The following is a 21,434-nucleotide window of genomic DNA, read 5'->3' on the forward strand; positions in this document are numbered from 1 at the left end:
TCCATCCACATACCAAATGTACATCACATAAAATAATTCATACCTATTTACATTCTCATGGAGTAGAGATATTTCACCATGTCATACAACAAGGGCATTCGGTTTTTATCTTTCATCAAAGCCGGACAATTTTTATCCATAAAGCGGGTGATCTCCGGCGTAAATGCCACCATTGTCTCTTCATCAAAAGACAAGACACATGGCAAACGCATAGCATTAGGCTGTTCATAATAGGAATACGCTATTCGCAGTACCTCGTCATTATCATTCACCAACGTTACCGACATCCAGTTGGTGGTGGTACTAAACATATGCTCGCTATTCAACAGGATTTTACCAATTGCTGCACTGTCCAGTGATTGAATACTATCTACCAATGAAATCAGCTTATTAAAATCGACATTATTTTCCTCGATATAGAAAGAAGTACTACCTGGTCTTCCCTTTACCCTTCTGTTAACATTAAACGCCTGAATATCCTTTTTACATTGCTCATAGTCCTTTTGCGTAAATCCTAATTCTGTCATGACCGGCAATTTTTGGGGATCGTTACAGACAGCTTTCACCAATCGGTCCACCTCATCTTTTGCTATCACCTCCACCGAAGATGCCATTCGCCTGGTATGCTCCGTTCCTTGGGCATTATTGTCCATCAGTACAAATTCTTTTCCGTCTCTCTCATATTCCAGGTTATCGCTATAACCATGGAAACATCCCTGGCTGCCCGTAGAAACTATTACCCGACTAACAGCGTGATGCTGAAACCGGGACAGGTATGCGCCTTTCCGGTCCACTCTCATCTTACCATTGTTTATATCTACGTGATAAATGGAATCATTATTTACCTCAAACGCTATTTCATTCTTTTGCGGGCTAAATGTCAGTGTATTCACATCAGGGCTTACAGCAAGTGTTAGCATAGGTTTCCATTCGTCCTTTTCCAATTTCCTTTTATAAACTATGCTGCCAGCAATTCCATACTCGTATTTATCAGGAGATATCCTAAATGGTTGTGGTTCCACCACAATATTGCCTGAGCGCAGCACAGGAAACTGTTGCATACTTTTGTTTCCAGCTATACAAACAATATTATTATCGGTGAGCAAATAAAGGTTGCCGTTTACACAGGTTCCGGAAAACGGCACACCTGCTGCGTTTCCTACTACTGCCGTGTCCAGCCGCTCATTTACGTGAATAATGGATTTATCCTTCAATCTAAGGTACAAGTCGTCATGCTCCGGATCGGCATAAAAATCTTCAATATTCCTGATGTACTTCCAGTCTAAAGGGTTCTTTTCAGAAACGAAAACCATATTCTCCTGTTTTACCAGGAAGTAGTTTTTAAAGATGGTCACCCCATCCAACTCCGGACGTCTGTCGGGATTGGTCTTATCGTACTTTTTCTGGTCCAGCGGTGTGGCGATTCGTATCCAGCTTTTACCGTTATCGGAAGAATAGCCCAATGAGTTCCAGACAGAGCCCATGATCCCCTCTCGTTTGCTATTGCAGAACATTTTGGTATATCGCTGTTTCAAATCCGCAGATGGCGCAGTCTCCCATGTTTTCCCAAAATCAGCAGTATGAGCAACGCCTTTCCCAGCAACGGCCATCCAGGCTTCCCCATTGGACAGGCTTACCGCTGCGTCTATCCAGCCATCTTGTCCGAAATTCACGCGGGACCAGCTTTTTCCGCCGTCCTCCGTCCTGTAGATGACATCATATTTACCCTCATTTTCGATGAACCCGGACGTAAAAGCGGTATCATTATTAAACAGATTGGTACGTTCCAGTAACCATCCAAAGGGCCTGGAGTTTCCATCCATGGGTGATATACTGCGCCATAAACCACTGACCGAATCAGCATAGGCGATTTCCCCCGTTTTTGTGGTGATGGCCATGCTGCCATGGGGAGACACGTTCAGCGTTCTGGCATAACTTTTAAAAGGGAATGGTGACCGGGATGGCTGTGCCCTAAGTTTGAGATGGCTGCCACAGCAGAGAAATAAGGTAAGGGTTATAATAATCCTGTTCATAGCGGTATACGGAATAACGTGATGATATTAAGGTACAGAATCCTCCCGATATACCTTGTCAGAAATTTGTTATCTTGTTACCATGAATCCTGACTACGTCATACATCCGCTTGGTGACAGTGCTGTTATCCTTAAATGGCAGCAGCAGATAAGTATGGCAATACATCAGGAAGTGATGAAAACCTATTATAGCCTCCGCTCCGGGACATCTTCCTATATCCTCGATCTGATACCGGCGTACGCCTCTTTAACCATCGTATATGATGCAGCACAACTCAGGCGTCACGAGCGTATACCGGGACTGCAGTGGATGACCGCCTATATACGGAAGCAAACAACCACACAGGCCACCGTTTCTTTCCCTGCTCCCCGGGAGCTGCACATCCCGGTGTGCTACGACCCGTCACTGGGACCGGACATCACAGAGATGGCCGCTTCCCGTCATGTGGCCATAGAAGATATCATCACCTGGCATTCACAAACCATATACACGGTATATCTGACAGGCTTCCTGCCGGGATTTCCGTATATGGGGGAAGTATGCCCTGCACTGGCAACCCCGCGCAGACAACAACCACGGCTACACGTTCCTGCCGGCAGCGTTGGCATTGCGGGCGTACAGACGGGCATTTACCCGCTGGACTCCCCCGGAGGCTGGAATATCATCGGGCAAACGCCCCTCCGGATGTTTGATGCCGCCAAGGCAGATCCGTGCTATTGCAGGCCCGGAGACCGGGTGCAGTTTATACCAGTCACACTGGAAGTTTTCAGACAGATACAACAGGAGCAATGAGCATAGCAGTACTACAACAGGGCATCATGGACACGATACAGGACAAAGGCAGATATGGTTTCCAGCATCTTGGGATCAATCCCGGCGGCGTCATGGACCGTATAGCCATGGCCGTGGCCAATGCGCTCACCGGCAATCCACCCGGTGAAGCGGTGCTGGAATTACATTTCCCTGCCGGCAAATACCTGTTTGAAGCGCCTGCCCTGATTGCCTTGTCAGGAGGAGATTTCAGCGCTGCGATCAACGGCCTCGCCGTACCGATGCATAAATTGCTGTATGTTCAGGCCGGCGCTATCCTGACGTTTGAAAAACTACGCTCCGGGGCACGTTGCTACCTGGCCGTCCGCCATGGCTTCTCCCTGACGCCATGGCTTGGCAGCTACAGCACCCATCTGAAAGTGGCACAGGGAGGCTTTAATGGCAGGGCCCTCCGCAAAGGAGACAAACTACCGCTCCGTCAATCCGCGCAGTTTACCGGTGACAGGCACCCCGAAACATTTCCGTGGACAGCCGCCACCAGCCACCTGTATCATCAACAAGGTGCTGTCCGCATCCTGCCGGGCGCCTGTTGGGACATACTGGAGGCTTCTTCACAACAGCAGCTCACTACCGGCAGTTTCCTGATAGGCCCGCATAGCGACCGTATGGGATTCCGGCTGAACGGCACGCCCCTGCGCACCGTCAGAAAAGAGGAGCAGTTATCTGCCGGCATATGCAGAGGAGCCATACAGCTTCTCCCCGATGGCCAGCTGATCATACTGATGGCCGATCACCAGACTACCGGCGGCTACCCGGTGGCAGCACATGTCATCACCGCCGATATGCCGGCGCTGGCCCAGTATCAGCCCGGGCAGTCATTGCAGTTCAGCGTCATCAGCGGGGAAGCCGCAACAACGGCATTATGGCAACAGGAAAAAGCAGTACGCTACCTGCAACACGCCAGTCAGTTACATTTGGAAAAATGGTTACTACCATATGAATTATATCGATCTTAATTGTGACATGGGCGAAGGGCTGGACAATGACGCAGCGATCATGCCCTTCATCTCCAGCGCCAACATTGCCTGTGGTTACCATGCCGGCAATGCAGACATCATGAACAAAACCGTGCTGCTGGCGACGGAACACAAGGTAGCCATCGGCGCACATCCCGGATTTGCAGACCTGGAGCACTTCGGGCGCAGGGAACAACAGCTCACCGATACAGCGCTGTACGACCTGGTATGCACGCAGATCTACGCGCTTCAGACTATCTGCCGCGCGCATGGCGTACCGCTGCACCATGTGAAGCCTCACGGCGCGCTGTATAATATGGCCGCCCGTATACCTGCTATGGCACAAACTATTGCAAAAGCCGTAAAAGACATTGACAGCCGCCTACGGCTCTTCGGGCTGAGCAACAGTTTCCTGATCAGCGCTGCGGCTGCAGCCGGCCTGAAAACTGTCAGCGAAGTATTTGCAGACCGGACGTACCAGGACGATGGATCGCTGACGGCCCGATCACAGCCAGGCGCTATGATCGAAAATGAAACACTGGCCGTACAACAGGTACTGCAAATGGTCACCCGGCAGGAAGTGACCGCCCTGTCAGGGAGAGTTGTTCCGCTGAAAGCGGAAACCATCTGCATACACGGCGATGGCGCCCATGCGCTGGAATATGCCCGTGCCATACATACCGCCTTGCTTGATCATCATTTAACTGTCCAACACCCGTGAGTAAACAAAAATCTTCCGCCATTATGGGCGCTGCTTTCCTGATGGCCACTTCCGCTATCGGACCGGGCTTTCTGACGCAGACCACCGTTTTCACGTGGCAGCTGGGCGCCGCCTTCGGATTTGTGGTGCTGATATCTATCTTACTGGATATCGGCGCACAACTCAATATATGGCGTGTGCTGGCTATCACAGAGCGCCGCGCACAGGACCTCGCCAATGACCTGTTGCCGGGACTGGGTTACCTGCTGGCCGCACTGGTAGTACTGGGCGGACTGGCTTTCAACATCGGAAACATAGCGGGTTGCGGACTAGGGATACAGGTGATCACCGGGATGGACACGGTATATGGCGCGCTGCTCAGTTGCGGTATTGCATTATTCGTTTTCTGGATAAAAGAGATGGGATATATGCTCGATCAGTTTACCCGTTGGCTGGGCCTGCTGATGGTGCTGCTGACCGTTTACATCGCTGTCAGCTCACAGCCGCCGCTCGGAGAAGCCATCCGCCAAACCGTCTGGCCTTCCGTTATCGACACTAAAGCGATCATCACGCTGGTAGGCGGCACTGTTGGAGGATATATCAGTTTTGCCGGCGCACACCGGCTGCTGGACGCGGGCATCAGCGGAACGGGGCAACTAAAGCTGGTCAACAAGAGCGCTGTCAGCGGTATCATTATCACCGGCATTATGCGCACCGTCCTGTTCCTGGCCACCCTTGGCGTAGTGGCCAAAGGCATAGCGCTGGACAGCAATAATCCGCCGGCATCGGTATTCCGCATCGTGGCGGGCGTAGCAGGCTACCGGTTCTTCGGCGTGGTGATGTGGAGCGCAGCGATTACTTCTGTTGTAGGCGCTGCTTATACTTCAGTATCTTTTCTGAAAACATTTCACCCCCTGATATTGGCCTATGAGCGCTGGATCATATCGTTCTTTATTGTTTTCTCCACCATCGTCTTTGTTTTCGTTGGAAACCCGGTACAGCTGTTGATTACAGCCGGTGCACTGAACGGTCTTATTCTACCGGTGGCATTGGCGGTGATATTGGTCGCTGCCCTGAAAAAGAAACTGATGGGCGCCTACAGATACCCTGTATGGCTACAGGCAATAGGCTGGTGCGTAGTACTCATTATGGGATGGCTCAGTACTGTTACGCTGATAGCCTGGATAAGATAACAACGTGATCATGATCGCTGAGGCTCGTAGTAAAATACGGTGGCGCCTGAGCCAAAGGTTTTTGTTTTGGTGAGATGAAGCTTCATGCTCTCGCTTATATTGGCGAATAACGGCAGGCCTTTCCCTGCTATCACCGGATGGATACAGAGCTGGAATTCATCGATCAGATGGAGGTTCAGCAAGGCAATAATCAAGCTTCGGCTGCCCACCAGGATATTTTTTCCCGGTTGCCGGCGCAATGCCAATACCTCTTCTTCAATACTTCTTTTCGCCAAAGTGGCACTGTCCCAGTCAACACTTTTCAGTGTATAGGAAAAAACTACTTTGGTAATATGCTCCATCACCATTGCAAATTCATCCGTTGATTTGTCGCCTGTGGGATTTTTCGCCACCAGGGGCCAGTAACTTTCCATCAGCTGGTAAGTGGTCCTTCCATACAAGATAGTGTCTGCATTACGCAACAGCGCGGTGTAGTGATCATGCAGTTCATCATCTGCCACGCCATAGGTGTGATCACAATAACCATCAATCGTCATATTAATTGCGGCAATCACCTTTCTCATTTTTTTATCTTTTTTATAAAGATAACGGTAGATTTTCTCTCCCGCGACGGGAAAATACGACATTATGAGGGGGATATTGTGACAGGCATATTGCCTGCTGTCGCCCATTTGTCTATTTTCACGTGACCAACATTCCACCAGCCGACTTTATTATAAACACAGAAAACATGAAAAGCGCCCTCAGCATATGTTTCATCATCACTACCGGTTTATTCGCAGGTGTTAAAACCCATGCCCAACAAAGCATACTGACTGACAACCCTTTGAAAAACAAACTTGATTCCGCGGTGCATCAGGCAGCGCTGATCTATCTGAAAAACGACTCTGCCAATGGGCTGGTCATTGGAGTGACCCAAAACGGGCAGCGGCGGCTGTACCGTTATGGAGAGAATGTAAAGGGCAGTGGCCAGCTTACTCCTCCCGGGCTGTACTATAATATCGGCTCCGTGGCCAAAACGTTTGTCGCCACCATGCTCGCTGTGGCGGTGACAGAAAAGAAAGCAGCACTCCATGATGATATCCGGAAATATTTACCCGGCACATTTGACAATTTACAATTCAACGGTCACCCCATACGCCTGGTAGATTTAGCCAACCATACCTCCGGCCTGCCCGGCTCATTTCATGATTATTCCTGGGCAGCGGACCGGCTCAAAGGACAAACGCTCAGCGAACAGGCCGATTTTTTCGCCACCTACACCCAGGACAGCCTGCTGGCAGATCTGCACAGATTAAGGCCAGACACCATACCAGGCACGCGGTTCCGCTATAACAGCGCCGCCTATATGCTGCTGACCTGTATCCTGGAACGGATTTACCGACAGTCTTATGACCAGCTGGTAACTACCTACCTGCAAAAGCACTTTGGCATGTTGCATACCACGCCCCTGCTTACCCGGACGGAGCTGAGGAATACAGCACAGGGATATAACCGCCAGGGCGACCAGGTGGCGTACATCAACCTGAAAGGCTATTTTATAGGTCCTTCCATGAATGCGACGGTCAGTGACATAGTCAGTTACCTGCAAGCCCAGCTGGCAGAGAAAAACGAAGCTATCAGGCTGTCTCACCGGACCACCTTTGGCAAAACAACCGATGGCTTTGGCGTCGGCCTCGGCTGGATGGCAAACGTGGAAAACGGTCAGCGTTACTTTTATCACGACGGTAACACGAAACTCGGGTTCAATACGCTTTGTACCGTGTATCCGGGCCAACAGCTGGGGATTGTCATTATTGCCAACGATGTAGTTGGTCAGGACAGGTTAGGGCAACTGGAAAATAATATCAGGAAGTTCATGTAAGAGCATTCCGCCTCCCGTCCAAATTTGCCCGGAAACCGGGCAATTTGCAAATGATAGTATATCAACATATATTTGTTCAATACAATCATTTACATACAGTACATATGCGTACACCCAAACTATCGACTATTCTATTACTGGCCGTAATTGCAGCGCTTTTTTTCATTCCTTTCCTGGGGCGTGTGCATTTGTTTGATTGGGACGAAATCAACTTTGCCGAGTGTTCGAGGGAAATGCTGAAGCTGGACGATTACACCAGGATTTATGTCAACTTTAAACCTTTTTGGGAAAAGCCGCCTATGTTCTTCTGGATGCAGAGCTTGTCCATGAAAGTATTTGGCGTCAATGAATTCGCGGCCCGGTTTCCCAATGCCGTTTGTGGTATTGTGACGCTGATCGTACTGCTCATTTGTGGTACCAGGTTATACGACAGAAAATTTGGTATTCTCTGGGCGCTTGCTTTCGGTGGTTCCCTTTTCCCTAATATGTACTTTAAATCCGGTATCATTGATCCGTGGTTTAACCTGTTCACCTTCCTGGCGCTCTTCTATTTTATATTATATCACTGGAAAAGGAATGGCTTTGACAAAGAAGGGTTAAATAAAAAACCGGTGTTCTATGCCGTATGGTCCGGCGTTTTTATGGGACTGGCCATCCTTACCAAAGGGCAGGTAGCCCTGATGGTGTTCCTGATGGTGCTGGGCATATATTTCATCTACAACCGGTTCAGGATCTATTTTAACTGGTGGCATGCACTGCTGTTCCTGATTGTGACGGCTTTGGTCACTTTGACCTGGTACGGCTACGAAACGGCTAAAAACGGTCCGTGGTTCATCACGGAGTTCCTGAAGTACCAATACCGTCTCTTTACCACCCACGATGCAGGACAGGCGGGCTTTTTCGGCTATCACTATGTAGTGCTGCTCATTGGCTGTTTTCCGGCCTCTCTTTTTGCGATCCCAGCATTCTTTAAGGGACGCTATACCAGCCGGTATGATAAAGATTTTAAAATCTGGATGATATTGTTGTTCTGGGTGGTAACAGTGTTGTTTACCATCGTGCAATCCCGCATTATCCACTACTCGTCCCTGGCCTGGTTCCCCGTTACCTTCCTGGCTGCCTATTCCTTCTATAAATGGGACAGGAAAGAAATGGACTACAAAAAATATGTGGGCGTATTAACCACCATCCTGGGAGCGATCATCGCCATCGTACTGCTGGCGGTTACGCTCATCGCCTTAAACATCAAACGACTGATACCCTACGTCCACGATACCTTCGCCCAGGCGAATATGGCTGCCGATGTACACTGGAGCGGACTGGAAGGTTCAGTAGGCATTTTAATGGTGGTGACTATCATCGTGGGATTAATACAGTTGCGCAAACACGCCTTTATCAAAGCTGCCACCACCTACTTTGTCGGAACAGGGCTGGTTATTTTCATGGCCGCCGCCATCATTGTCCCCAAAGTGGAAAAGTATTCACAGGCCGCCGCCATCGAGTTTTTCGAGCAACGCCAGGGTGAAGATTGTTATGTGACCTGCCTGGGTTACTGGAGCTACGCACCATTCTTCTATACCCACAAAGAGAAACCAACGAATCCAAATTCTTACGAGGAATCCTGGCTGTTGTCAGGAGATATTGACAAGCCCACCTATTTTGTTACTAAAGTAGACCGGGTGGATGATTACAAACAGTACTCCTTAAAAGAACTGTATCGTAAAAACGGGTTTGTGTTTTTGAAGAGAGAAGTGCCGGTGAAATAACCGGTCATGCGATAAAAAGGAAAGGCGTTGAAATAATTTCAACGCCTTTCCTTTTTTATATTTTTAAGCAGTTAAGTTATTTCTTTTTCTTCTTCCCGGAGAAAAACCGCAATATCTTGCTCACCACTTTATCATTTGATCCCAGCATACCTTTGATTTCCGTGTAAACGGCCACCATGGTATTGTCCAGCTTCACCATGAATTTCTTTTTCTCTTCGCCCGGGCGTACCATGTAATGTGTAGCTCTGCGGAAAGGCTGGGCTTCTTCGGTATAATAATACAGTGCGATCGATCTTCTGTGACGGTCTTCGGGGCAGGTAGTAGGTTCCGGATGTCCGTGATAGGAATCGGCGTCTGTATTAAAGATCACGCAACGATTAAAGATGGGCAGCACTTTCTTTTCGCAAGCCTTCATCTGTGTGTCCCACAGTTCCAGCTTACCGCCCCACTCCTCTACCCAGTCGGGGTTGAGGTATACCAGCACGTTTACCCGGCGTTGCCAGTGACGATGGTGCGGGTGTACGGTGAAATCGGCATGTATGTTCAGGTAACCGCCTCTTTTGGACTGATGTATGCCGCCACCTTCCAGGAGATCGTCTTTCATCAGGCCTTTGATGCCGGTCAGCTCGCTGAGAAACGCCAGAAATTCAGGAGAATTCAGTTCGTTGATCGTTTTCCTGATAGTGGCCGGCAAGAGGTCGAGTTTATTCAACCCGGCTTTATTTTCATTGTAATGGACGTAGTTGATCCACCCTTCTTCCTCATTTAATTTATCAAACTCCCGGGCGCAGGTGGCCAGAACATCGGGGTTCATGAAATTTTCCAATACAATATGAGGATAAGGACTGGCTCCCTGGTAATCTTTGCTGAGCGTAGGCAACTGAGCATTCCAATGAGCGTAATCGAATAATTGCGTGTTTTCCGCTGTTTCAGTGATAGTTTGCACTTCTTGAGTTTTTAGGCATGACCTTCAAAGGAGCCATAAATATAATGTAAATATTATTCGTTTCAGCAAGGGGATCGTCAAATTATTTTCCGCCGGGGCCAAACCGTCCCGGTTAAGGGCTTACCCGCAATGATCGCACATCTCCAGCGGCATTTAGCGTAAGAGCCCGCTACACAGGAAGAGGACAACCGGGGCATTGACAGCATCCCCGCTACCAGGTATTTTGAAACGTGGCTTATTTTACTTGCCGAAGTATATCGAATATCCCACCCATGGCCTCTCTTCTGCCCCTGTGTATACTGCATAGGCAAGCGTGGTCCTGTCTTTTTCCTCCTTCGCCGGACGAACAAAAACAGCCTGAGTGCCTTCTCCTGCCGCTGTTTCCGCGGTAAACGTATTACGCAGGTTCGACAGTTTTCCGTCTTTAATACTGTAAACACCCTTTTTACCGGCAGCCAGGACCACCTGATCATGCGCGTACGTCAATCCCACAAAATCCAGTTCAGGGTCCACTGCTACCAGTTCAAAGTCTTGTCCGTCACGGGTTTTCCAAATACGGCCTCCTTCACTGGCCAGGTAATAGTCACCCTCAGGCGTGCGTACGATACCGTTAGGGTCCATGCTCCCGTGTTTGCTTTCGTCGTACGCCGTGCGCTTCCAGGTGTCTCCGTTATAGTGCAGCAGCTCCCGGGAATGAGCGCCAATAGCGTAAACGTCGTTCGCAGCAGAACCGGCAAAATGCGTGATATATTTTCCGTCATGCTGACTCACAGGCGTTTCCTGTTGTGTCCAGGTTTGTCCATCCCACCGGTAAACATGCCCCGAGTAGGTCCCTACAAAAATATTAACGCCGTCCGGCGACCAAATGGATGTCCCGTTCTGAACAGCATCCAGGCAGTACATCTTCCAGTCCATTCCGCTGTTACGGACATCGTCGTGGTCCAGGTCGTAAGGGGTTTTAACCGCATTTTCAGGAAATTTGACATCAGCCGTAGTGTAGACGTTCCCGTAAGAACTGCAAACCCATATATCGCCCGTAGCAGACACCCATACATCATAGATACTGTCTCCGTTATAGAAAATCACGGTTGACTTCACCTTGGGGCCCGAAAAATCATCATGGATTAACTGTCCCGGATTATCAAGGCTGCCGTCGTCCTGGATAATCAATGCCAATGCGGTTTGGGGTCTGAGGCCATTGACGACTTTCAAAAGTTGCATGTTCATAGGTCTGTTATGTTTTAAAAACGATCCCGTGAAAATAGCCATATTTTAATAAAATTCCACCCTTACCGCCCTATCGAACGATGGCGCCAAACGGCTATTACGTTCGTGTCCGCGTGATCTTCGCCAGGATTGTTTTCCAAAAGGGCCTTCCTGATAGCATAAGCTTTTTCATAATTATCGATCAAACCCACCTCATTTAAATCCCGGGGGAGGAATGTTTCATCAAATCCGCCACAGTTGGTCAGCGCGCTGGTATCGTAGTATTGGTCCAAAAGATCATAGCCAAGAAACTCAAAACCATCCAGGTGAATCAGGGAACAATCTGATTCCGGTTCGATCACCACCGCCAGGAGATTGAATTTTTCCCGGCCGGCCACTTTCCGGAGCACATATTCCAGTGTTCTGAACAACCCTGTTTCATAGACATTCTCCAGCACGATCTCTTTCCAGTCTTCTTCACTGTCCCTGTCCGGCTCTACCAGCAGTTCATTTAAACCCATATCCAGGGAAACCAGTTCTGTCAACTGTTTCAGCCGGCTCCATTGAATATATTTGGACCATGAAAAACCTTTCGTATTATTTTGATCAAATCTGGCACGTGCCGTGTACAAATAGGTCATTTCAGTAGCGTGTTATTTTTTCAGTGAGCCATTATTAAAATTGATCTTCCAAAAATAATCGGAATCTGCATAACACCCGCTTAACATCTATATTAATATTTCCGTATACGATGAATCTATCGTACATTCATGCGTTATAACAAAAGGAAACTATTTTTTTTATTGCCGGTACCACTACTTTCCACTGCTAATGAGACTTAATTTCTGGCGCTATTTGTTTAAAACCGATGACCATTACACCTACACTCCGTTTGACAACGGCGTTGAAGTGCTGAACTTCTGGCCGGGACAGGCCAGTAAGGACCTCTGGCTGTACCGTTTTGTCACCGCCAGATTTGAAGACATTCTGGATAAAGAGAATTCACTGTTGCTGGCATCGCTTTTCGGAGACAAGTCACATATCAGGAAAAGTCCTTCCAAAACCAAAGTGTTCTTCTCCGGTGAAAATCTTGCGAGGTTCCGGAGATACCGCGATTATTGCGCTGATTTCGTCGATCTGTCCCTCGGCTCCGATCACATTAATCGTCCAGGATATCTCAGGTTCCCCTTGTGGATAATGTTTTTATTCGAGCCTGACAGCACCTATGAATCTATCAAAGCGAAACTAGATAGTATTAAACAAAACAGCGGGAACATCATAGCGGCCAAACAACGTTTCTGTTCCCTGATTTGCAGCCATGATAAAAACGGCAACCGGAAAAAACTATTCAACCTGATCAGCACAGTGGAAAAAGTGGACAGCGCCGGTAAGTTCCTGAACAACACGGATGCCCTGAAAACGGTGTACCAGGATAACAAAGTAGCGTTCCTCCGGCAATACAAGTTCAACATATGCCCGGAGAATACCAACCGGCATGGTTATGTGACAGAGAAAGTCTTTGAAGCGATCGTGAGCGGTTGTATACCCATTTATTGGGGAGATAACAATCATCCCGAACCGGACATACTCAATAAAAAAGCTATCCTCTTTTACGACAGGAAAAATCCTGCGGCCCTTTTACACCAGGTAAAAACACTGCATGATAACAGGGAAGCCTATACGGAATTTATTATGCAGGACCGGTTTCAGCCCGGCGCCGCCGATCGTATTTATGAGATGTTTACTGCCCTGGAACATGGCATCAGGGCAGGATTGACCAAACCCCGTTAAGATCTGTCACTATGGATGAGATAACTGCCTACCTGCAAACGAAGGCCGGCCCTTCTTTTCAGCCGGATGATCCGGAATGGGCCAGCCTTGTGGACAGCGCCAGCGTTCGCACCTATAAAAAAAACGAAGTCATTCTGAAAAAAGGCAAAAGAAGTGAGGAAGTGCTGCTGACTGTAGAAGGCATCCTGGCCTCCGAATTCAGTATGGAAGATAAAACGGTGATCGGCCGGTTCTTTCTCCCCGGTGCCCTTTGTACCAACTTCGACAGCCTGCTGATGCAGGTGCCCTCCCGGTTTCAGATAGTGAGCGTTACGCCGTGCAAAATAATCAGTATGCCGGCGGTGGAGTTTCTCCGGCATTACTACCGGAGCCATGGGCCAGGCGTGCTGTTCAGGAAGATGATCCTGGAGATGATGGCAGAAGATATCTGGTTGACCGATATGAAACTCCTCTACACTAAGGAAGAAATGGTGCATCAGCTGCGGGAGCATTACCCTGACATTATCCGGCAGGTGCCTTATAAACATATCGCGATGTACCTGGGCATCACCGCAGAAGCGTACAGCCGCATACTCAAAAAAAGCCGGCATAAAACTTAACCCCGATCAAGTTTTCCAAGCCCCTGTCCACTCTACATTTGATCTGTCATTTTAATCATTCATCAAAAAGAAGATCATATGAAGACAGGAACAACACTGGAGAAAGAACTTTTTACAGATATAGACCAGTTATTGTCAGCCAGGCCACTGCCGCTGGAAACAGGCATCCGTCGTTTATCCAATGGCATGCTGCAGGTATCCGTGCGGACAGACCTTCACGGCTGCCGGGGCCGCATGGTGGACTGGTGGTTTAAATTTTTTGAGACGACGCAGCATATCAAATGGTGGCACCCGCATGACCATGTGCAGCACGGCGGCTGGGACCAGCACTGGCAACGGCATGAGAACTACATCGGCGCCACTGTCCATGCCACCGAATCACTGGGCAGCATCCCTCCGGTCCCTGCCACTATTAAGTTCCACCATCCGGCGGAAGTATTCAATCCGCACCAGCTGGAGGTGGCCTATGCCCGGAACGAAGTCTCTGCCGCCGTATATGCCCGTATCGGTTTCGGAAAAGACACCCCGCTGGACGACAACGGCGATCCGCTTGACGGCTATATGTTTCACCTGTTGCGCGATACGGCGTGGGGCTGCGTGCTACGGAGCCGTTTTTATCTCGGCGCCCAACACCCCGTACCAGATGAGACAGGGCTGCAACTGATGGTGCATTGTTATTCCGAGTTCAGTTATCTCTCCCACTTCCTGCCATCGCTCTACTACGCAGAAAATAAAAACGGCGACAACGCCCCTGTGCTCTGGTAGCCTTCTCTTCACCCGATCTTAAGACTTATGCAGCAACTCTCTGTAGCAGGTACAGCTACGCTCCTGCTGACCAGCTGTCTGACCATTATGGTGGGAACCGCCATCGCGCCGTCGCTGACCATTATAGCTCCCCATTTACACATGGACACAATGGGCAAGTGGCTGATCACTTTACCTTCCTTAGGCGTGGTGGTATTTTCTCCGCTTGCCGGGGCGCTTATAGACCGCAGGGGCGCCTACACCGCCATGCAGGCCGGCCTTGCAGCCTATGGCCTGCTGGGCATAGCCGCCGTCTTTTCTTTGCCCCCATGGTTGATACTATGTACCCGCCTCCTGCTGGGAGGCGCCACCGCGGCGGTCATGGCTGCCGGCACCGCCTTGCTGGCCGCTCACTTTGCTGGAGAAGCGAGGCTTAAAATAATGGCAGCGCAGGGCATGGCCATTGAACTGGGTGGCGCCCTGTTCCTGCTGGCCGGCGGCATTCTGGGCGATATCGACTGGCGGCTGCCCTTCTGTATCTACCTGCTGGCATGGGCACTGTGGCTGATGATGACGGTCACCGTGCCGCGCAGCCCTCAGCAGCAGGGAACCACCCTCAACGAAACAACAGCAGTGCCGGCGGCGGTGTACGGAATTGTAGCAGGAGCGGCGGCGGCCATGCTGCTTTTTTTCACCTGCATCCTTCAGCTGCCGGGACTGTTGCATCAGCGCTTTGAGTTCAGCGCCACGCAGACAGGCTACTATATGGGCGCGGTATCATTGCTGGCGGTGGCGGCCGCTGGCAGGCTAACGGTAATGGTCAAACGTATATCAGAACGGTTTACGCTTGTTACCGGATTTATAATGCTCGCGGCAGGAAACCTGTTGCTGAACAGCGCCGGCCAACTGTCGCTGCTGCTGCTCGCCGCACTGTGCCTTGGCGGTGGCTTTGGGTTCACCATACCCCTGTTAAATCATATGACCGTCAACGTTAGTACTGCCAACAACCGGGGCACCAGCCTGGGATACTATGCCATGGCCGTATTCGGCGGGCAGTTCCTGGCTGTCTTCGTCGTAATGCTGCCGCACCTTTTCCTGTTCACCGGTATCGGCGGTATTATCATCTCCCTGATCATCATACTATCATCGACAAAAAAGAATCAATCATCCTGAAATATATTTTTATGAAACCAGAAGAAGCAAACCAACTCCTCCAACCCGGCTACCTGCCTTTTGAAGCCGGTTATCAAAGACTTGACAACGGCATCCTGTTGGTCGCAGCCCGCAGCAGCCTCATAAACGTAAAAGGGCATATGATCGACTGGTGGTTCAGCTACGTGCATACCACCGAACAATACAAACAATGGCATCCGGAAGACCATGTGTACAGCGACTGGATCGGTGAACGTGGCACCGGTAAGTATATCGGCGGTACCCACATCGCCCATGAGAAGCTGGGCGGCGATACAGTACACAAACTGAAAATCAATTTCCGCTCTCCTTCCGAGCTGCTTGCTACCGAACATTTTACGGCAGCAGGTGTCAGCACCGCTGTACATGCACGCCTCGGAGAAGACGGCGCACCGGGATGGACAGCTAAAATGGTGCACCTCGTGAGAGACACGTCCTACGGATGCGAAATGCGAAGCCGCTTCTGGCTCGGCTGCTTCGCTGATAATGAACTGGAGAATGACTATGACACACGCGTACGCATATATCCAGACGAAGTGGGCACCGGTTTACAGAAACATTGCCACGAAGAAATGAGCATCCTCGGACAGTTCCTGCCGGCGCTTTATCAGTCATATCATCTATAGATAACATCGCAGTGCCGGTCGTTAATGCCCGGCACTGCGATGTCCGCAATCGTACGTTTACCGGATGTTTAAAAAACTTATAATTCCCAGTGGCTGAAGGAGTTTTACTACCGGATCACACCCGGCATCCCGATATTTATCATAGCAGGCATGCTCGCGATCATCATTGCGCTTTTAACGGTGAGTTCACAGGCCATCAAAGCAGCGCTCACCAATCCGGTTAAAAGCATCAAACCGGAATAGGCCGCTGTTTTTTTTTCGTATAGTGTTTTACGTAAGTTTATACTTTCAACGCCCCTCTGAACCCTCTTACAGCATAGTAGGAAGAAGCCCCGTTGTGATACACGAAAACATGATCATAACGGCGGTCGCAAAACAGTGCCCCGCCTAACTTTCTGATGGCGGCGGGCGTTTCTATCCAGCTGGAAGTTTTCAGGTCAAATTTCCCCAGCTGCTGTAACGCCCGGTATTGCTCCTCTGTCAGCAGGGACACGCCCATGGCCTCCGCCATGTCCAGCGCGCTGTCTGCCGGTTTATGTTCTTTCCTGGCGTCCAGCGCTTCCCGGTCATAACATACGTTCCTTCGCCCTGCCGGCGTTTCGGGAGAACAATCATAAAAAATGAACTCCCCCGTTTTTTTATCGAACCCCACAACATCAGGCTCACCGCCGGTTTCCTCCATGATCTGAAGAGACCACAGTTTGTCACCGTTGGCTTTCAGCCTTGTTTCTACTTCTTCCCACTCCAGGCCTTTATGCCGGGGCATATTTTTTTCAAAGCGTAATTTTAGTGTAGCCAACAACGTAGCCTGTTGTGCTGCTGATAATTTCTGTTTGTTACTTTTGCCCATATTACAGGTTGTTTGGATAACGATAGTTCACCACGCAGGGGAAATGTGCTTGTTCCGGTAAATCAGATAGTTTGTCTCAAAGATAACAAGCCTGCCAAAACCGGACATCGTTGTTTTAAAATCGAACAATATAGAATATTTTATAACGTATAATAAAATAATATTAAATAAATTATTTTATGGCATTATTCTTCAGATATCGCCGCGGACTAACTTCTTTTTCATGTTGCTGAATTACTTTAAAACAGCCTGGCGCAGCCTGACCAACAACAAGGCGTATAGCGCACTGAATATTTTTGGTCTGGCCATTGGTATGGCAGTAGCACTGCTGATCGGGTTGTGGGTATATTACCAGTTTTCCTTTGACCGCTTTCTACCGGGTTATCAGCATACCTGCCAGGTAATGCACAAGACCGTCTATAACGGAGACATACTCACGCAGCGGTCTACCTCCTATCCGCTGGCAGAGGTGCTGAAAAAGGAAGTTCCCGGTATCCGGTATGTGGTCCAAACGGACTGGACGGCCTGGCATGGACTGGTGGCCAAAGAGAAAAAGTTATACCTGAACGGCGTAACCGCCGGTCCTGATTTCCTGAAAGTATTTGAGTATCCGTTGTTGCGCGGAAAAGCCGGCGATGTATTGAATGACATGCATTCCATTGTGCTGACAGCCTCCACGGCGAAGGCACTGTTCGGCGATACCGATCCTCTCGATCAGATCGTCCGTCTCGATAATCAAACCGACTTAAAAGTGACAGGCATATTGGAAGACGTACCTTCCAACTCTACTTTTCAGTTCAACTATATTGTTCCATTGAATTACATGGTAAAGGTCTTGCACTGGGGCACGCAATGGGGAAATAACAGTTTTCAGACGTTTGTAAGCCTGGAGCCTCATGCATCCTTTGACCAGGTGTCTGCCAATATGAGAATGTTGCTGAAAAAATATAGTGTGGAAGAATACAGTATCGCCAAAAGTGAGTTATTCATGCAACCGATGAGCCAGTGGCACCTGCAGGCTGACTTTAAGAATGGCGTGGTGTCCGGCGGATTATTGGATTATGTAAAGATGTTCAGCATCATCGGGCTATTGGTATTGCTGATTGCCTGTATCAATTTTATGAACCTCTCCACCGCCCGCTCTGAGAAGCGCGCACGGGAAGTGGGTATACGAAAAGCGATTGGCTCCCATCGTAATGACTTGGTATTTCAGTTTCTGCTGGAATCATTGATGATTACCCTGATATCCTTTGTGATTTCGTTGGTGTTGGTGCAGGTAACGCTTCCTTCATTCAATGCGCTCACAAACTCCAATATCCGCATACCTTACGATAGCGCCGTTTTCTGGGGCATACTGACCGTTTATGTGCTACTGACAGCCCTGCTGGCAGGCGGGAGACCGGCATTCTACCTCTCGTCCTTCCAGCCCGTAAAAGTACTGAAAGGTACCCTGCACACTGGCAAAGCCGCCGTACTGCCGCGAAAAGTACTGGTAATGGTGCAGTTCACCTGCTCCGTAGCGCTGATGATTACCACCATAGTCATCTATCAACAGATCCAATATGCCAAAGACCGCCCCAAAGGCTATGATACACAGCGGCTGATGATGACCGACAACAGTCCGGATATGAACCACAACTACGACGCTTTGAAAAACGACCTGCTGCAAACAGGCGTGGTAAGCAGCGTCACTAAGTCGTCCAGTCCGGTTACCGGCATATGGGTAACCAATAATATCCGGGAGTGGCAGGGCAAACAACCTGGCGAATCGCTGGAATTGGGGACCACTGCTGTTTCCGACGCAGACTATTTTAAGACCACCGGCATGACGGTCATCGCAGGCAGGACTTTCGCCGGCAACCTGGCATCTGATACAGATTACATCGTTCTGAATGAATCGGCCGTTAAACGCATGCGCTTCAAAGATCCCATCAATCAGATCATACGCTGGAACGAGCCGAAGAAGACCCAGAAAGTGATCGGCGTTGTAAAGGACGCCCTAATGGGCTCTCCTTATTCCTCAGTGCCTCCCTGTATGTTTTTATACAATCCTGACTGGGCCAACGTCATCACGTACCGCCTGGCGCCCGGCGTGCCTACTGATAAAGCAATAGCCGCACTGACACCCGTTTTCAACAAACACAATCCATTCTATTCTTACCGGTACCAGTTCGTTAACGATGCATATGCCGATAAGTTCGGTTTCGAAACACTGGTCGGTAATCTGGCCGGCGTATTTGCCGTACTGGCTATTTTCATTTCCTGCCTGGGCCTCTTTGGGCTCGCGGCCTATATGGCAGAACAACGCACCAAGGAAATCGGTATCCGGAAAGTGCTGGGCGCTTCCATATCGCAGGTGTGGCTGTTACTTTCCAAAGATTTTGTCGTCCTCGCGGTATTAAGCTGTATAGCGGCCGCACCGCTCACCTGGTACCTGCTGCACCGGTGGCTGCAGCAATATGAGTACCGGATCAATATCAGCGCCGGCGTATTGTTTGTTACGGCCCTGGGAGCAGTGGCCATTACCATTGTAACAGTGAGTTTTCAGTCCATCAGGGCGGCACTGGCAGATCCGGTAAAAAGCCTGAAGGCGGAGTAAAATAAATGATGGCGGCCATTTGATAATGGCCGCTATTAATTAATATACCCTTTGTTTAATCCATTTTGCCATATAAGCCAATACGTCCGGCGCGATAGTTTGCTCGATGTCCGGATACTCCACAGGAAGTCCTGTGTTAGCATTTTGAAATAAATGGTTTTTCCCGGGGAATAATTTAATGGTGACCTGTTTGTTACCACCCTCACGCAAAGCTTTTTCAATACGTGGCAGCTGGGCAGGCAGCACCTGCACGTCTTTACTGCCATTAATAGCCAGCACCGGACATTTCACTTTCCGCAAAATCGCTGACTGGTCACGAAAAAAGTCGGCACGCCTGGGGCCCGACAAAAAAGGATAAAATTCCTCCGCATGCAGGGGTTGTGTTAATTCCATGATTTCCCGGTCGCGGGCAGAGAGCCGGGCCACTTCTGCGTCAAACGGCAGCAATGCCGCTGCCAGCTTTATTTTGGCGATGCTGTCGCTCGGTTCTGCTGCAATGACTTCCAGCACTTTGTCCATCAGCCTCACGTTTACTTTAATAGCCTCAGCACTGGCGCCACTCCCTTTGCCAACGGCCATGATGGATTCATTATAGGCCGTGATCATATCCGAAGCGCTGCCAGCCATCAACACAGCGTAAGCCACATCCGGCGAAGCGGCGGCAATAGGCGCTATTTCTCCGCCAAGGCTATGCCCGATCAGCCCGACGGCACGGGGATTCAGTTCTTTTCTGGATTGCAGGTAATGTACCCCTGCCAGTGCATCGTCTGCCAGGTCCTCATTGGTAGCGGATTCATAATCACCGGTGCTTTTACCGACGCCGCGGTCGTCTACCCGCAGCACCGCAATACCGGCCCGGGTAAGGTAATCCGCCAGCACCAGGAATACCTTGTGGGTGAATACGGTTTCGTTGCGGTCACTTGGACCGGAGCCGGAAATAAGCACTGCCGCCGGGAAAGGCCCCTTTCCTGCCGGCAGGCTGAGCGTGCCCACCAGCGAAACGCCGGCGTTACGGTTAACAAATGTCACTTCCTCTTCCCGGTATGGCAACGGCGGAACAGGTTCCTGTGGCCTTCTCAGCGCAGCGGTAGGCAAGACGTCCCGCCTTTTCAGCTCGAATGGAAATTTGCGTTTGTCTTTCATGAGAAAAAAACCAGAGAGGGTGCTGTCGTTGATCAACAGGCCTTCGTAGTGCGTGCTCATCGCCGGAATATCCATTGTCAGCTGTCCCCCGATGGCCATAAGGTTCTCCGTTTCGATATTAAAAACTTTCTGGTTGATGATATGCATGCGTGACCGCAGCTGTCCTGCGCTGTCAGCAGCAATTTCGAAGGCCACCTCCGGAGGCTCCATCCCGGTAAGGTTTACCGTACCTACCCAGATACCCTTGAAGTGCTGTGCGTTGATGGAAAATGTTGCCGTCAGTAACAACAGCGATGTAAAAAAACGTTTCATGTGTTGTGATTTACAGCAAACTTAGTCCTGTATCCAGCGGCGGCCACAGCTAATACACCAATAACGCCCACGGCTATCTGTAT

The 21,434-nt window shown here is 49.7% G+C and carries 19 protein-coding genes; 12 read left to right on the top strand and 7 right to left on the bottom strand.

Annotated elements, in window-relative coordinates; all coding sequences use genetic code 11:
* Positions 1 to 47: 47 nt before the first annotated feature.
* A complete protein-coding gene (locus HGH92_RS01835; protein WP_168869057.1) occupies positions 48 to 1,898 on the bottom strand; it encodes a WD40/YVTN/BNR-like repeat-containing protein in 1,851 nt (616 codons plus the stop codon).
* A 217-nt stretch (positions 1,899 to 2,115) separates the two neighbouring features.
* Between HGH92_RS01835 and pxpB the strand changes: the two genes are divergently transcribed.
* Genes pxpB through HGH92_RS01855 form a run of 4 tightly spaced genes read left to right on the top strand, consistent with a single transcriptional unit; the run spans position 2,116 to position 5,714 of the window.
* Positions 2,116 to 2,826, top strand: a complete 711-nt coding sequence (pxpB, locus tag HGH92_RS01840) for a 5-oxoprolinase subunit PxpB (protein WP_168869058.1) — start codon at positions 2,116 to 2,118, stop codon at positions 2,824 to 2,826.
* Complete coding sequence (locus tag HGH92_RS01845; RefSeq protein WP_168869059.1) at positions 2,823 to 3,821, top strand: biotin-dependent carboxyltransferase family protein; 999 nt, start codon at positions 2,823 to 2,825, stop codon at positions 3,819 to 3,821. The genes pxpB and HGH92_RS01845 overlap by 4 nt, the downstream gene beginning before the upstream one ends.
* Complete coding sequence (locus tag HGH92_RS01850; protein ID WP_168869060.1) at positions 3,802 to 4,542, top strand: 5-oxoprolinase subunit PxpA; 741 nt, start codon at positions 3,802 to 3,804, stop codon at positions 4,540 to 4,542. The genes HGH92_RS01845 and HGH92_RS01850 overlap by 20 nt, the downstream gene beginning before the upstream one ends.
* Positions 4,539 to 5,714, top strand: a complete 1,176-nt coding sequence (locus tag HGH92_RS01855) for an NRAMP family divalent metal transporter (protein ID WP_317166369.1) — start codon at positions 4,539 to 4,541, stop codon at positions 5,712 to 5,714. Before HGH92_RS01850 ends, HGH92_RS01855 begins: the two co-directional genes overlap by 4 nt.
* 8 nt (positions 5,715 to 5,722) lie before the next feature.
* Here HGH92_RS01855 and HGH92_RS01860 read toward each other — a convergent pair whose 3' ends face one another.
* The gene (locus HGH92_RS01860) at positions 5,723 to 6,277 is read right to left on the bottom strand and encodes a dihydrofolate reductase family protein (protein ID WP_168869061.1); all 555 of its coding nucleotides are present in this window, start codon (positions 6,275 to 6,277) and stop codon (positions 5,723 to 5,725) included.
* 167 nt (positions 6,278 to 6,444) lie between these two features.
* On the opposite strand from HGH92_RS01860, the gene HGH92_RS01865 reads away from it, so the two are divergent.
* Together HGH92_RS01865 and HGH92_RS01870 are read left to right on the top strand one after the other, a co-directional pair.
* Positions 6,445 to 7,578 carry a serine hydrolase domain-containing protein gene (locus HGH92_RS01865; protein WP_168869062.1) on the top strand — a complete coding sequence of 378 codons (1,134 nt, stop codon included), beginning with the start codon at positions 6,445 to 6,447 and terminating at the stop codon, positions 7,576 to 7,578.
* A 104-nt stretch (positions 7,579 to 7,682) separates the two neighbouring features.
* Entirely contained in the window at positions 7,683 to 9,344 is a 1,662-nt protein-coding gene (locus HGH92_RS01870; protein ID WP_168869063.1) for an ArnT family glycosyltransferase, read from the top strand.
* A 76-nt stretch (positions 9,345 to 9,420) separates the two neighbouring features.
* On the opposite strand, the gene HGH92_RS01875 is transcribed toward HGH92_RS01870, so the two are convergent.
* The 3 genes from HGH92_RS01875 to HGH92_RS01885 form a co-directional block, all read right to left on the bottom strand.
* Positions 9,421 to 10,290, bottom strand: coding sequence for a 2OG-Fe(II) oxygenase (locus HGH92_RS01875; RefSeq protein WP_317166370.1), 870 nt, complete (start codon positions 10,288 to 10,290; stop codon positions 9,421 to 9,423).
* Between the two features lie 240 nt (positions 10,291 to 10,530).
* Entirely contained in the window at positions 10,531 to 11,517 is a 987-nt protein-coding gene (locus HGH92_RS01880; protein WP_168869064.1) for a hypothetical protein, read from the bottom strand.
* Between the two features lie 62 nt (positions 11,518 to 11,579).
* Positions 11,580 to 12,137 (bottom strand): hypothetical protein, encoded by a 558-nt coding sequence (locus tag HGH92_RS01885; protein WP_168869065.1) that lies wholly within the window; start codon positions 12,135 to 12,137, stop codon positions 11,580 to 11,582.
* Between the two features lie 190 nt (positions 12,138 to 12,327).
* Between HGH92_RS01885 and HGH92_RS01890 the strand changes: the two genes are divergently transcribed.
* The 5 genes from HGH92_RS01890 to HGH92_RS01910 all read left to right on the top strand — a co-directional run bounded on the left by HGH92_RS01890 (position 12,328) and on the right by HGH92_RS01910 (position 16,447).
* Entirely contained in the window at positions 12,328 to 13,287 is a 960-nt protein-coding gene (locus tag HGH92_RS01890; RefSeq protein WP_168869066.1) for a glycosyltransferase family 10 domain-containing protein, read from the top strand.
* A gap of 11 nt (positions 13,288 to 13,298) precedes the next feature.
* Complete coding sequence (locus HGH92_RS01895) at positions 13,299 to 13,886, top strand: Crp/Fnr family transcriptional regulator (RefSeq protein WP_168869067.1); 588 nt, start codon at positions 13,299 to 13,301, stop codon at positions 13,884 to 13,886.
* 78 nt (positions 13,887 to 13,964) lie between these two features.
* Entirely contained in the window at positions 13,965 to 14,651 is a 687-nt protein-coding gene (locus tag HGH92_RS01900; protein ID WP_168869068.1) for a DAPG hydrolase family protein, read from the top strand.
* Positions 14,652 to 14,678: 27 nt separating this feature from the next.
* Positions 14,679 to 15,803 carry an MFS transporter gene (locus HGH92_RS01905; RefSeq protein ID WP_168869069.1) on the top strand — a complete coding sequence of 375 codons (1,125 nt, stop codon included), beginning with the start codon at positions 14,679 to 14,681 and terminating at the stop codon, positions 15,801 to 15,803.
* Between the two features lie 11 nt (positions 15,804 to 15,814).
* The gene (locus HGH92_RS01910; protein WP_168869070.1) at positions 15,815 to 16,447 is read left to right on the top strand and encodes a DAPG hydrolase family protein; all 633 of its coding nucleotides are present in this window, start codon (positions 15,815 to 15,817) and stop codon (positions 16,445 to 16,447) included.
* A gap of 280 nt (positions 16,448 to 16,727) precedes the next feature.
* Here HGH92_RS01910 and HGH92_RS01915 read toward each other — a convergent pair whose 3' ends face one another.
* Positions 16,728 to 17,297, bottom strand: coding sequence for a DUF4256 domain-containing protein (locus HGH92_RS01915; protein ID WP_168869071.1), 570 nt, complete (start codon positions 17,295 to 17,297; stop codon positions 16,728 to 16,730).
* A gap of 223 nt (positions 17,298 to 17,520) precedes the next feature.
* Here HGH92_RS01915 and HGH92_RS01920 point away from each other — a divergent pair, with 223 nt between their 5' ends.
* On the top strand, positions 17,521 to 19,896 hold the full coding sequence (locus HGH92_RS01920; RefSeq protein WP_168869072.1) for an ABC transporter permease: 2,376 nt from the start codon (positions 17,521 to 17,523) through the stop codon (positions 19,894 to 19,896).
* A gap of 39 nt (positions 19,897 to 19,935) precedes the next feature.
* Here the strand turns inward: HGH92_RS01920 and HGH92_RS01925 are convergent, their stop codons facing one another.
* Positions 19,936 to 21,351 (bottom strand): alpha/beta hydrolase family protein, encoded by a 1,416-nt coding sequence (locus HGH92_RS01925; RefSeq protein ID WP_168869073.1) that lies wholly within the window; start codon positions 21,349 to 21,351, stop codon positions 19,936 to 19,938.
* Between the last annotated feature and the right edge of the window lie 83 nt (positions 21,352 to 21,434).

This window comes from Chitinophaga varians (assembly GCF_012641275.1).
GTDB lineage: Bacteria > Bacteroidota > Bacteroidia > Chitinophagales > Chitinophagaceae > Chitinophaga > Chitinophaga varians_A.

Coding starts and splice junctions, on each gene's coding strand:
- HGH92_RS01910 (WP_168869070.1), top strand. CDS start 15,815: ATGAAACCAGAAGAAGCAAACCAACTCCTCCAACCCGGCTACCTGCCT.
- HGH92_RS01885 (WP_168869065.1), bottom strand. CDS start 12,137: ATGACCTATTTGTACACGGCACGTGCCAGATTTGATCAAAATAATACG.
- HGH92_RS01915 (WP_168869071.1), bottom strand. CDS start 17,297: ATGGGCAAAAGTAACAAACAGAAATTATCAGCAGCACAACAGGCTACG.
- HGH92_RS01925 (WP_168869073.1), bottom strand. CDS start 21,351: ATGAAACGTTTTTTTACATCGCTGTTGTTACTGACGGCAACATTTTCC.
- HGH92_RS01905 (WP_168869069.1), top strand. CDS start 14,679: ATGCAGCAACTCTCTGTAGCAGGTACAGCTACGCTCCTGCTGACCAGC.
- HGH92_RS01890 (WP_168869066.1), top strand. CDS start 12,328: ATGAGACTTAATTTCTGGCGCTATTTGTTTAAAACCGATGACCATTAC.
- HGH92_RS01895 (WP_168869067.1), top strand. CDS start 13,299: ATGGATGAGATAACTGCCTACCTGCAAACGAAGGCCGGCCCTTCTTTT.
- HGH92_RS01865 (WP_168869062.1), top strand. CDS start 6,445: ATGAAAAGCGCCCTCAGCATATGTTTCATCATCACTACCGGTTTATTC.
- HGH92_RS01900 (WP_168869068.1), top strand. CDS start 13,965: ATGAAGACAGGAACAACACTGGAGAAAGAACTTTTTACAGATATAGAC.
- HGH92_RS01850 (WP_168869060.1), top strand. CDS start 3,802: ATGAATTATATCGATCTTAATTGTGACATGGGCGAAGGGCTGGACAAT.
- HGH92_RS01845 (WP_168869059.1), top strand. CDS start 2,823: ATGAGCATAGCAGTACTACAACAGGGCATCATGGACACGATACAGGAC.
- HGH92_RS01860 (WP_168869061.1), bottom strand. CDS start 6,277: ATGAGAAAGGTGATTGCCGCAATTAATATGACGATTGATGGTTATTGT.
- HGH92_RS01920 (WP_168869072.1), top strand. CDS start 17,521: ATGTTGCTGAATTACTTTAAAACAGCCTGGCGCAGCCTGACCAACAAC.
- pxpB (WP_168869058.1), top strand. CDS start 2,116: ATGAATCCTGACTACGTCATACATCCGCTTGGTGACAGTGCTGTTATC.
- HGH92_RS01880 (WP_168869064.1), bottom strand. CDS start 11,517: ATGAACATGCAACTTTTGAAAGTCGTCAATGGCCTCAGACCCCAAACC.
- HGH92_RS01835 (WP_168869057.1), bottom strand. CDS start 1,898: ATGGCCATCACCACAAAAACGGGGGAAATCGCCTATGCTGATTCGGTC.
- HGH92_RS01870 (WP_168869063.1), top strand. CDS start 7,683: ATGCGTACACCCAAACTATCGACTATTCTATTACTGGCCGTAATTGCA.